Below are 11131 nucleotides of genomic sequence, written 5' to 3'. Positions count from 1 at the left end.
AAGTCACTAAAGTGTATTTATTCAACAATCGTTGAATTTAATCTTTCAAAACAGGAGAAACTTCAGAGCCTAACCTAATGATACCACCCTGAACTACCTCAGCGGTTAAGCCCCCATGCCCACGCATGGCGTTATAAGCACCGAATCCAAGTGTTTTCTCCATATAGCTACATGGCGCACAAGGCCCTGTAGTACGGAGGATAACTTCACCAATTCTGATTTCATGGTGTCGGAGGGCCAGCAGATTTAAGCCAGAGACAACAATATTCCGGCGAAGCTGTTCAGGGTAAATGACCTCCAGGCCAGCAAGGCTCGCAATAACAGGCAGATGCTCTGCTTGAATAAGGGTAACAGCCCGCTTGCCGGGCTTTTCACGCCTGTCACCCACAAGGCCGCTTTCTGTAACCTCAACTTCTTCCACCACTTTCATAGGCGCTTTGCGTTCCGGCCTGAGGCCAATCCAATCAACGCTACCATGTGATGAGAATTTTTTAAGTAAATCAGATAACATAATAATGCGCCTGCTTTCCTGCTGATATGATCACCATACCGAGCAGAGGGAACAAGCGCATCACAAGTTTTCTTTATCTTTATATTGCGATTGCAGCGGTAGCTAATTCTCTAACCTTTGCAGGGTCAATCGTGCCGTCTTCACCGCGCGGCGTGATCCAGGAACCACCTACTGTTGCCACATTAGCTAGTACACGGTAATCATCCGCCGTTGAAGGTGTTACACCGCCTGTTGGGCAGAAGGTAAGATCAGGCAGCACACTGCCAACTGCCTTCAGGAAAGCTGGCCCACCAGAAACGCTTGCTGGGAAAAACTTCAGCTCAGAAAAGCCCCATTCTTTGGCCTGCATCGCTTCTGAAATACTGGCGACACCCGGAAGGAACGCCCAATCAAGTGCTTTAACAGCTTTTGCCAGTTCTTCTGTAAGTCCCGGGCTCACGCCAAAAACTGCACCAGCGGCTTTCGCTTTTTCCGCCAGATCTGGCGTAAGCACTGTACCAGCTCCCACGATTGCGTCCTCTGGCAGATCATCTGCTACCGCTTTGATCGCTTCAAGCGCTGTTTCATGGCGTAAGGTAATTTCGAAAACACGGATACCCGCTTCGTAAAGCGCCCGGCAAACAGCCACCGCTTCATCGGCACTTTTAAACGCAAGTACAGGGATAACAGGCCCTGCTTTCATTACTTCAAGAACAGTTGTCATTAGCGAATTCCATTATTTTCAAAGAAAGATGCCCCAAGGCCCGCAGGACCAGCCAGGCTGCGCATACCAGCAAACAAATCACGACCAAAAGTATCCATAACCGCAGGGCCAGTAGATGGTGTACGCGCCTCAAATTCAGCTTTATCCACAAGGATTTCAAGCTTGCCGCCTTCAGCATCTACACGCACAAGATCACCGTTTTGCACACGTGCGATAGCACCGCCATGTGCTGCCTCTGGTGTTACATGGATCGCCGCAGGCACCTTGCCTGATGCACCAGACATACGGCCGTCCGTTACCAGTGCAACCTTGAACCCTTTGTCCTGAAGAACACCAAGGCTTGGGGTAAGCTTATGCAGTTCAGGCATCCCGTTTGCCTTTGGGCCCTGGAACCGGATAACTGCCACGAAATCCTTTTCAAGTTCACCGGCTTTATAAGCTTCAAGAAGTTCATCCTGATCTTCAAACACCACCGCTGGCGCTTCTACAAACCGCTTCTCCGGCTTTACTGCAGAGATTTTCATCACCGCTTCACCAAGTTCACCGTGAAGTACAGCCAAGCCACCGTTTGGCTGGAACGGATTATCTGCTTTGCGGAGAATCATATCATCACTCGGCTTAGCTGGTGTTTCTTCCCAAACGGCTAGCCCATCCTTCAGCACTGGTGTCTCAGCAAACGCTTCCATGCCTTCACCGAGAATAGTTTGAACATTGGTATTCAAAAGGCCTGCGGATAAAAGCTCGCGCACAACAAATGGTGTACCGCCAGCTTCGTGGAATGCATTCACATCTGCCGTACCGTTCGGATAAACGCGGGCAAGAAGCGGGATAATTTCGGAAAGATCAGCAAAATCCTGCCAAGTAATCTGAATACCAGCAGCGGCCGCAATCGCCACAATATGAAGCGTGTGGTTTGTTGAACCACCTGTTGCCAAGAGACCAATGGTACCGTTCACAATGGATTCCGCTGTCACCATTTCAGCCAGACCGATATTTGCATCCGGCTGTGCAAGTTCAGCAATACGTGCGGCCGCTGACCGCGAGAGCGCTTCCCTTAGCGGATCGGTTGGGTTCACAAAACTACTACCTGGTAGTTGAAGCCCCATCATTTCAAGCATCATCTGGTTCGAGTTTGCTGTGCCGTAGAAAGTGCATGTTCCTGGGCTGTGGTAAGCGCGGCTTTCGCTTTGTAACAGTTCCGCGCGACCAACTTTTCCCTGAGCAAAATCCTGCCGCACTTTGGCTTTTTCGCTATTGGAAATACCTGTCTGCATAGGCCCTGCGGGCAAGAACATAAACGGTAAGTGCCCGAAAGAAAGCGAGCCAATAAGAAGGCCCGGCACGATCTTATCACAAATACCGAACAGGAGCCCTGCATCAAACACATTGTGGGTCATCGCCACAGCGGTTGACATAGCAATCACTTCCCTGCTGAAAAGAGAAAGCTCCATACCCGGCTGGCCTTGAGTTACCCCGTCACACATAGCAGGAACACCGCCCGCCATCTGCGCAACGGAACCAACATCGGTGATATATTCTTTTACCTGATCCAGAAGCTGATGATATGGCTGATGGGCAGAAAGCATATCATTATAGGCGCTTACAATACCAATATTCGCCATGCCGTCTTGCATCAGTTTATGCTTTTCGGCTTCTGAACAGGCCGCGAGAGCATGCGCCAAGTTACCACAGGAAAGGCGCGGACGAGCACGGCCTTGCGCCCGCATAGCTTCAATACGAGCTTCATAAATTGCACGGGTATCTTTAGAGCGTTCTTTAATCCGCTCAGTAATTTCAACGAGTTTTGGATGTGTCATTACACACTCCTGACAGATGGCCCCTTACGGTGCCCAATAAACTTCAAACGGTTTGCGGCGTGCGAGCCTGCCAATTGGCAAGCGGGATTGAGGATCAAGAGCTTCCTCAAGCACCCGTAATTTTTCATCGCCCGTAATCATTAGCACCACATGATGGGCCTTAGTGATTGCAGCCGCGGTTAGGCTCATGCGGTCAACTTCTTCGCCAGTTACATCTGATTTAACAGCCGTTAGCGCTGCACAGATATTACGGCATTCCGGGTAAAAAGCAGAATCCAGCCCTTTTGCGTCAGGAAACAGGGAAGCTGTATGGCCGTCTGGTCCCATACCAAGAAGCACGCTATCAAATGGATAGACAATAGAGCCATACCGCTCATTCACAGCTTCAACCGCTTCAAACGGATCAGCATGCTCGGTTTTCATACCAATAAAATTAGCTGCCGCGGTTTCACCCTTTTCAAGTGCACCGCGCATGAAGGCTTCGTTAGACCGCGGGTGACCTATGTCCACCCAGCGCTCATCCACAAGTGCTATCTGCACATTATCCCACGCAAGCTTTTCTGCGCTCATTGCCTCGAAAAGCGGTTTTGGTGTTGAACCACCAGACACCAACCAACTTGCCTGGCCGCGCGCATCAAGTGCTGCTTCAAGCTTTTCTTTGGTAGCATGCTTCAGCGCAGCTACCATTTCATCGCGGCTATCAAACTTATGCCAAATCATTACTCTAAACCTTACTTCCCAACGGTTTCATGGAACCATTCACGGCGATCACGCACCATCAAATCATGTGCCTCATACGGCCCCCATGTGCCTGCCTGATAACTTTTTGGTGCCTGGCCTTTCTCCTGCCAGTGGTTGATAATACGGTCCACCCACCGCCAGGCATGCTCAACCTCATCACGGTGTACGAAGAGACTTTGGTCCCCTTTCACAGCATCAAGGATAAGGCGGAGATACGGACCAAGGCGTGTGCCGCTATTGCCCATTACATCTAGGTTCATTTCCACCTCGCGAAGCGTTTCCGATTTCGCACCGTGGTTCTTCACCATCATACGGAGTGCCAGATGATCCTCGGGCTGCAGGCGGATAATGAAGCGGTTCGGATTAATACCGCCTTTCCAGTCGGGATGCGGGCTATGCGGCACTTCTTTGAACTGGATTACAATCTCAGCAAACCGTTCCGGAAGACGTTTCCCCGTACGTAAATAGAAAGGAACACCTGCCCAGCGCCAGTTTTCAATATGGGCTTTAATAGCCACAAAAGTTTCGGTGTTTGATGGATCTTCAAGTTCAAGATCATCAGCATAGCCTTTTACTGCTTCGCCATGCATAGCACCTGCGCCATACTGAGCCCGCACCACATTACGGTCGATCAAATCGCCTTCAAGTGGGCGAAGTGATTTCAGAACTTTTAATTTTTCATCACGGATGCTGTCTGCATCAAGCCGCGCTGGCGGCTCCATCGCTACAAGGCAAAGAAGTTGCAGCAAATGGTTCTGCACCATATCACGCATAGCACCTGTGCCTTCATAAAAGCCTGCGCGGCCCTGCACACCCAGATCTTCGGCAATCGTAATCTGGATATGATCAATAGTGCGGGCGCTCCAAAGTTCTTCAAACATGATATTTGAAAAGCGAAGAGCAAGAAGGTTCTGCACAGCTTCCTTACCTAGGTAATGATCAATCCGGAAAGTTTGGTCTTCACCAAAAAACTTACCGACATCCGCATTGATTGCTTGCGCAGTTTCCAAATTATTACCAAGCGGCTTTTCTAGTACCACCCGTGCATTGGTGCCGTTGAGGCCATATTCAGCAAGCAAGCTACATGTGCTTGTGAATAGTGATGGCGGAATTGCAAGAAAATGAACAACAGAAGTGCTTTTGGTTTCTGAAAGCTTCGCCTGAAGCGTTTCCCACTGCTCACCACCTTCAGTGAGACCAAGTTCAACCACTTCCACCATATTCGCAAACTCACGAATCGATATGGCATCAATCCCGCATGCTGGCGTAGTTGCCGCAAACACTTCCCTGAGCCATTCTTCCATGGCTGCATCTTGTGCACTTCGTGAAGTTAGAAAAATACGGCTCTTACTTGAGATACGGCCAGCCACATATCCAGCATAAAGCGCGGGCAACAGCTTTTTACGGGATAGGTCCCCGGTACCACCAAAAATCACCAGATCAAACACATCAACCATATCACACCTTCCAACTTACACTTCCCATCATAGGGCCGAGATGTTTTCAATTCATGACAAGGAAGCTATTACCATATGACAACGCTGTCAAATGGTAATAATGTGATTTATTGGAGAAATTAGTCAAATTCACAGCTATTTCTGGGTAGAACCGCGCTCTTTCAGCTCAAATTGGTGATGAGATATTTCCGCCTCAATTGTCTTGGCGTTGATATTTTTCAGAAGTATCTCGCCAGCGCTAATTCCCATTTGCCGGATTGGCTGACGGATTGTCGTCATGGTTGGCCAAACCTGCTGCGAAATCGGAGTATCATCGAACCCACAGACCGCAAGTTCAAATGGCATCTTAATATTTAGCTGATGCGCCATATTCATGACACCCGCGGCCATATCATCGTTGCTGGCAAAAACTGCTGTGGGGCGCTTCACTTGTGTAAGTAGTGCTTCACCCGCTGTTCGGCCGCTTTCAAAATCATAAAGGCCGTCACAGATAAATGTATCCACCACTTCAATATCCGCTTCGACCACCGCACGGGAGAATCCTTCAAAACGGTAACGGGTAGACAAATGATCAGGATGTCCTTTTACAAACGCTATATCGGTATGGCCGCCTTTAATGAGATGCCGCGTCATCTGGTAAGCCGCTTCTTCATCATCAATCATCACGGAAGGTACTTCACCGTTTCCCTTCGATGACGCAGCTACAACAGGAATCCTGCGTGCCTGAAGAGCTGTAAGAAGTGGGAAAAAATCACTGAGCGGCGGTGTAAGGATAACACCGTCTATATTCGAATGGCGCACCCAATTGAGGATATCTTCAACAAGGTTTTCAGTATGAAAATCAAACGGCCCAAGCGCCATGCTATAACCGCTTTTCTGGCATACTTCGAGGACGCCGGCTTGTAATTTTGCGAGATAGTTTGGACTGGGCTTATCGTACAGCAGCCCAATAACAAATGATTTGCGGCTAGCAAGGCCACGAGCCGAAGGATTAGGCCTGTAATTCAATTCGCTGATAACAGCTTGAACTTTTTCTCTGGTTTTAGCACTGACATTCGGTTCACGGTTTACAACACGTGATACGGTCTTCATAGAAACGCCCGCCTTTTTGGCAACGTCATCAATGGTCACAGAACCAGACATACGGCCCCCTTAGCCTGAAATTTTGGAAGGCGAGCCCATGCCCACCTTCCAAACTCTACTTACCACCAAATCGTATAAAGTGTTGCGATAATTGCAACAACGATTATCGAGGCAATGTTAAAGCCCGCTGTAGTGCTGAACTGGATATCATTCAATTCAACCGCACCTTCTTGGTCACCACCCTTCTGGACAAGGGAAATCGCAACCGCGAGTGCCGCACAGATAAGGAACACAACACCAACGCGGTCAATGAACGGCAATTCAGGCCAGTAAAGCTTGAAAGCGAGTGACAGGACAAACGACCCAACAGCCGCAGCAAGAGCGCCTTTAGCCGTTGTCTTCTTCCAGAACATACCGAGGAAGAAGATCACAACAATACCTGGCGTGAAGAAGCCTGTGAATTCCTGGATATACTGGAACGCCTGATCAAAGTTACCAAGAAGTGGCTTCGCGATAACAATCGCAATTAACATAGAAACAACCGCTACAAACCGACCAACGACAACAGGGTTCTTGCGGTTTTCTTCTTTCACAAAGGATGGGTAAATATCCATAGTGAAGATGGTTGAAATACTGTTGGTCATGGAACCAAGGCTTGAAACAATAGCCGCGATAAGCGCTGCAAACACAAGACCGAGAAGACCAGTTGGCAATAGCTTCATAGCTTCAGGATACGCCTGGTCCGGCGCACTTAAAGGCTCTGTAGAGAGAACCCCGATAGCGATGCCCGGTAGCACCACGATAACAGGCATAAGAATCTTCAAGAAGGCAGCAAAAGCGATACCTTTTTGCGCTTCCGGAAGGCTTTTAGCAGCCAATGCACGCTGGATAATATACTGGTTAAAACCCCAATAAGAGAGGTTCATAATCCACATACCACCAACAATCACACTAATACCCGGAAGGGCATCATAGAAAGGGTGACCTTTCTCAAACACCATATCGAACTTCTCGGGCGCTCTCTCAAGAAGCGTATTAAAGCCACTTGCAACGCCTGCACCGCCAGAGATTTGATCAAGCATAATATAAGCGATCACAAGGCCACCGAATACAAGTAAAACAACCTGAATAATATCAGTAAATGCCACAGCTTTCAGACCGCCATAGAAGCTGTATGCCGCTGCAAACAAACCCAGCACAACAAGGCCAGTAACAAGATCAACGCCCGCAACTGATGAAATAGCCAGCGCACCCAGCCAAAGAATAGAGGTAAGATTCACAAAGATATAAACGGCGAGCCAGAAGAAGGCCATTACCATACGCACACTGTGGTCGTACCGCTGTTCAAGGAATTGTGGCATCGTATAAATACCGCGCTTCAAGAAGATCGGCAGTAGATATTTACCAACAACCAAGAGCGTAACAGCCGCCATCCATTCATAGGATGCAATTGCAAGCCCCATCGCATATCCGGAACCAGACATACCAATAATCTGCTCTGCAGAAATATTAGCTGCGATCAAGGACGCGCCAATCGCCCACCAAGGCAGTGCCTTGCCTGCAAGGAAATAATCTGAGGCATCTTTTTCATGCCCTGCTTTTTCACGAGATACCCACTGCGCAATTGCAAAAAGCGCAACAGCATATAGTGCCACAACTGTGACATCGAGAGTTGATAACATAGTCCTCCCCTAAACTACTAAGTGGGCCCCTTGGGCCCCTATTTATGCTCATACCATAAGGTACGGCATTCCTTCCAAATAGTCCCTGCCACACAAGTGAGCGTGGCGAAAATTCCCAAAATATCTAAAGCAATAATTGACAGCGCTGTCAAGCAAGATTAAGAAATAAGGCCTTGGGAAGGACAATTCATAATCTGTGATTACCACCAGTAAAAAGTAGTGAGAGGGGATGATCATGCTTGAGGAAACAGTAAATAGCGGCAAGACTATTTTGGTTGGCGACATTGGCGGCACCAACGCACGGTTGGCAATTGCCACACTCAGCACTGATAGTTCAGCCCCGAAGATACAAGATTTCAGAGCGTATCCAAATTCTGAATATCACGATATGTCACAGGTTATTAAGCAGTATCAAATCGATTTCCCCAACCATAAACCTACCTGCGCTTGTTTGGCTGTTGCCGGGCCAATTTTTGATGGCACAGCCCATCTCACAAATCTTGGCTGGCATCTTGATGAGGGTAAACTTCAACAGGAGTTTGGCTTTGAAGATGTAAAGTTAGTGAATGATTTTGCAGCCCTTGCCCGGTCTGTCACAGCGCTGGAAAATAACGATCTGGTTATCTTAACCAACGGCAATAACGCACCAGATAGTCCAATCGCCATTATGGGCCCCGGCACCGGCTTTGGCCTTGCCCTTCTCGTGCGCCATGCCGCTGGTGTTACTGTAGTCCCCACCGAAGGTGGGCATATTTCCTTTGTACCGCAGGGCGAGCGAGAGCAAGCAGTATGGGAAAATCTTCAAAACAGCCTTGAACGTGTAACCGTTGAAACAATGCTTTCGGGCGTTGGCTTGATGCGGATTTACCGCGAGCTATGCCATATCAGCCATGTTTCTCCGCTCAATTATGAACCAAGTACAATCTCTCAGCTCGCTATGGATGGTGAAGATGAACTTTGCATGGAAACTCTCACTATCTTCTGCGGCATCATGGGTAGCGTGGCCGGTGATCTTGCCTTGGCGCTTGGTGCAAAAGGTGGTGTTTTCATTGGTGGCGGTATTCTGCCAAAGGTTTCCGATTTCTTCACAAACAGCCACTTCCTGAAACGGTTTCTGCACAAACCACCCATGTCACATTTCGTGGCCGATATCCCTGTAAACCTTATCACAGCACCAGATGCCGCTCTCAAAGGCGCAGCTCTGATGTTTGACCAATAATTTTCTGACTAGCCGCCAGATATAAAGCCCGTTAAGAATGCAGAAATTTAGTATCTCTTAGGGGCTTTCATGCAGCAAACCGCAGCAGAAATTTTACATAGCGTATTTGGGTATGAAAGCTTTCGAGGTAAGCAAGCCGAGATTATAGACCGCGTAACTGCGGGCGAGAGTGTGCTTGCTATTATGCCCACTGGCGCTGGTAAATCGCTCTGCTACCAAATCCCAGCTTTGATGAAATCAGGTTTTGGGATTGTTGTTTCTCCGCTGATCTCATTAATGCAAAACCAAGTAGAAGCCCTTAAAATTCTGGGCGTTGAAGCGGCCACTATTAACAGCAGTAACAGCCGGGAAGAAAACGCAGCAATTTGGCAAAAGATGCAGAACGGCAAGCTGAAACTGCTTTATATTTCGCCGGAAAAGCTGCTGACCACCAACATGCTGAATGCAGTCGAAATCCTGAATATAAGCTTATTCGCCATTGATGAAGCGCACTGTATTTCACAGTGGGGTGCCGCTTTCAGGCCCGAGTATGAAGATCTGGCTCTTCTTCATAAAAGATTTCCTCATATCCCAGTAATCGCACTTACCGCCACCGCCGATGAAACCACCCGCGATCAAATCGAACAGAAGATTTTTTCACGCGAGGTTCATACGTTTCTTACAGGCTTTGATCGCCCTAACATCAGCCTGAATGTTGAAATCAAAAACGGCTGGAAACAGCAGATGGTGCGCTTTATCGCTGGCCGCACCAAGCCCGGTGAAGGCCTTCAGGAAAATGGCATTGTCTACTGCCTTTCCCGCAAACGCACTGAAGAAGCGTGCAGTATCCTAAGAGAAAAAGGCTATAACGCACTTGCGTATCACGCTGGCATGTCAAACGCGCAGAGAGAAGAAAATCTCAGCCGCTTTATGGCGGAGGATGATCTGATAATGGTAGCCACTATTGCCTTCGGTATGGGGATTGATAAACCGGATATCCGTTTTGTATTTCATACGGATCTGCCATCCTCCCCTGAAGCTTATTATCAGGAAATTGGCCGTGCGGGCAGAGACGGTGAACCCGCTGTTGCACACATGCTTTACGGCATGGATGATATCCGCATGCGGCGCATGTTCATTGATGATGAATTCGCGAGCGATGATCATAAAATGCGTAGTCACCAGCGGCTTAACGCCCTGCTTTCCTATGCGGAAGCACCTGAATGCAGGCGTGTTACACTTCTCAGGTACTTCGCCGAAACACCAGAATTTGAACACTGCGGCAACTGTGATCTCTGTGCGAACCCTGTACCAACAAGCGAGGCCACCGAGGCTGGGCAAAAATTCTTGTCTGCGGCTTACCGTACAGGCCAAAGCTTTGGCACCAGCCATATCGTGAATGTTCTTCTTGGCAAGCTTACAGACAAAATCGAAAAACTTGGCCATGATACACTACCCACTTACGGTATTGGTAAGGAATACAGTCAGAATGAATGGAAAACCATTGCCCGACAGCTAATGGCTCGAGGCTTCATTGTTGCTGATATGGAATTTGGCGCCCTGAAGATTACTGATTTAGGTATAAAGCTGATCAAAGGTGAAGAAAGCTTTCAGTATCGGCCTGACTTGGTTTCGAAGAAAAAAGCTGCTGGCGCTTCACGCTCAAGAGCCACCGCCATCGAATTACCGGAACACGCGCAACATCTGTATCAGGCGCTTAAGGAATACCGGAAGGAAATTGCTGTTGAGCGCAGTGTGCCTGCCTATGTAATATTTTCTGATAAGTCGCTGGTGGATATGGCACTCATGAAACCCACCAATCTTACTGATTTCGGTCTCGTGCACGGGGTGGGGGCTTCAAAGCAGGAAGAATTTGGGCCTGATTTTGTGAAATTCATCAAAGCCAATAAATAATCCCATAAAAAAAGCCGCCCAATAT

The 11131-nt window shown here is 48.5% G+C and carries 9 protein-coding genes; 2 read left to right on the top strand and 7 right to left on the bottom strand.

What is annotated here, in order from left to right:
• Positions 1-37: 37 nt before the first annotated feature.
• The 7 genes from KFE96_RS04400 to KFE96_RS04370 form a co-directional block, all read right to left on the bottom strand.
• On the bottom strand, positions 38-511 hold the full coding sequence (locus KFE96_RS04400) for an MOSC domain-containing protein (RefSeq protein ID WP_255834789.1): 474 nt from the start codon (positions 509-511) through the stop codon (positions 38-40).
• Between the two features lie 79 nt (positions 512-590).
• On the bottom strand, positions 591-1214 hold the full coding sequence (locus KFE96_RS04395) for a bifunctional 4-hydroxy-2-oxoglutarate aldolase/2-dehydro-3-deoxy-phosphogluconate aldolase (protein WP_255834788.1): 624 nt from the start codon (positions 1212-1214) through the stop codon (positions 591-593).
• On the bottom strand, positions 1214-3031 hold the full coding sequence (edd, locus tag KFE96_RS04390) for a phosphogluconate dehydratase (protein ID WP_255834787.1): 1818 nt from the start codon (positions 3029-3031) through the stop codon (positions 1214-1216). The genes KFE96_RS04395 and edd overlap by 1 nt, the downstream gene beginning before the upstream one ends.
• A 24-nt stretch (positions 3032-3055) precedes the next feature.
• Positions 3056-3751: a 6-phosphogluconolactonase gene (pgl, locus tag KFE96_RS04385; RefSeq protein ID WP_255834786.1), complete on the bottom strand. Its 696-nt coding sequence runs from the start codon at positions 3749-3751 to the stop codon at positions 3056-3058.
• A gap of 11 nt (positions 3752-3762) precedes the next feature.
• Positions 3763-5229 carry a glucose-6-phosphate dehydrogenase gene (gene zwf / locus KFE96_RS04380; protein WP_255834785.1) on the bottom strand — a complete coding sequence of 489 codons (1467 nt, stop codon included), beginning with the start codon at positions 5227-5229 and terminating at the stop codon, positions 3763-3765.
• Positions 5230-5364: 135 nt separating this feature from the next.
• Positions 5365-6372 (bottom strand): LacI family DNA-binding transcriptional regulator, encoded by a 1008-nt coding sequence (locus tag KFE96_RS04375; RefSeq protein WP_255834784.1) that lies wholly within the window; start codon positions 6370-6372, stop codon positions 5365-5367.
• 59 nt (positions 6373-6431) lie between these two features.
• On the bottom strand, positions 6432-7994 hold the full coding sequence (locus tag KFE96_RS04370; RefSeq protein ID WP_255834783.1) for a sodium/sugar symporter: 1563 nt from the start codon (positions 7992-7994) through the stop codon (positions 6432-6434).
• Positions 7995-8229: 235 nt separating this feature from the next.
• Here KFE96_RS04370 and glk point away from each other — a divergent pair, with 235 nt between their 5' ends.
• Complete coding sequence (gene glk / locus KFE96_RS04365; RefSeq protein WP_255834782.1) at positions 8230-9213, top strand: glucokinase; 984 nt, start codon at positions 8230-8232, stop codon at positions 9211-9213.
• A 69-nt stretch (positions 9214-9282) separates the two neighbouring features.
• A complete protein-coding gene (gene recQ / locus KFE96_RS04360) occupies positions 9283-11106 on the top strand; it encodes a DNA helicase RecQ (RefSeq protein WP_255834781.1) in 1824 nt (607 codons plus the stop codon).
• Positions 11107-11131: the final 25 nt, after the last annotated feature.

It is taken from the genome of Kordiimonas sp. SCSIO 12603 (genome assembly GCF_024398035.1).
GTDB lineage: Bacteria > Pseudomonadota > Alphaproteobacteria > Sphingomonadales > Kordiimonadaceae > Kordiimonas.
Note: the sequence above shows the minus strand (reverse complement) of the source record. Positions and strands in the feature narration are given on the sequence as shown.

Coding starts and splice junctions, on each gene's coding strand:
- KFE96_RS04400 (WP_255834789.1), bottom strand. CDS start 511: ATGTTATCTGATTTACTTAAAAAATTCTCATCACATGGTAGCGTTGAT.
- KFE96_RS04375 (WP_255834784.1), bottom strand. CDS start 6,372: ATGTCTGGTTCTGTGACCATTGATGACGTTGCCAAAAAGGCGGGCGTT.
- glk (WP_255834782.1), top strand. CDS start 8,230: ATGCTTGAGGAAACAGTAAATAGCGGCAAGACTATTTTGGTTGGCGAC.
- edd (WP_255834787.1), bottom strand. CDS start 3,031: ATGACACATCCAAAACTCGTTGAAATTACTGAGCGGATTAAAGAACGC.
- recQ (WP_255834781.1), top strand. CDS start 9,283: ATGCAGCAAACCGCAGCAGAAATTTTACATAGCGTATTTGGGTATGAA.
- KFE96_RS04370 (WP_255834783.1), bottom strand. CDS start 7,994: ATGTTATCAACTCTCGATGTCACAGTTGTGGCACTATATGCTGTTGCG.
- KFE96_RS04395 (WP_255834788.1), bottom strand. CDS start 1,214: ATGACAACTGTTCTTGAAGTAATGAAAGCAGGGCCTGTTATCCCTGTA.
- zwf (WP_255834785.1), bottom strand. CDS start 5,229: ATGGTTGATGTGTTTGATCTGGTGATTTTTGGTGGTACCGGGGACCTA.
- pgl (WP_255834786.1), bottom strand. CDS start 3,751: ATGATTTGGCATAAGTTTGATAGCCGCGATGAAATGGTAGCTGCGCTG.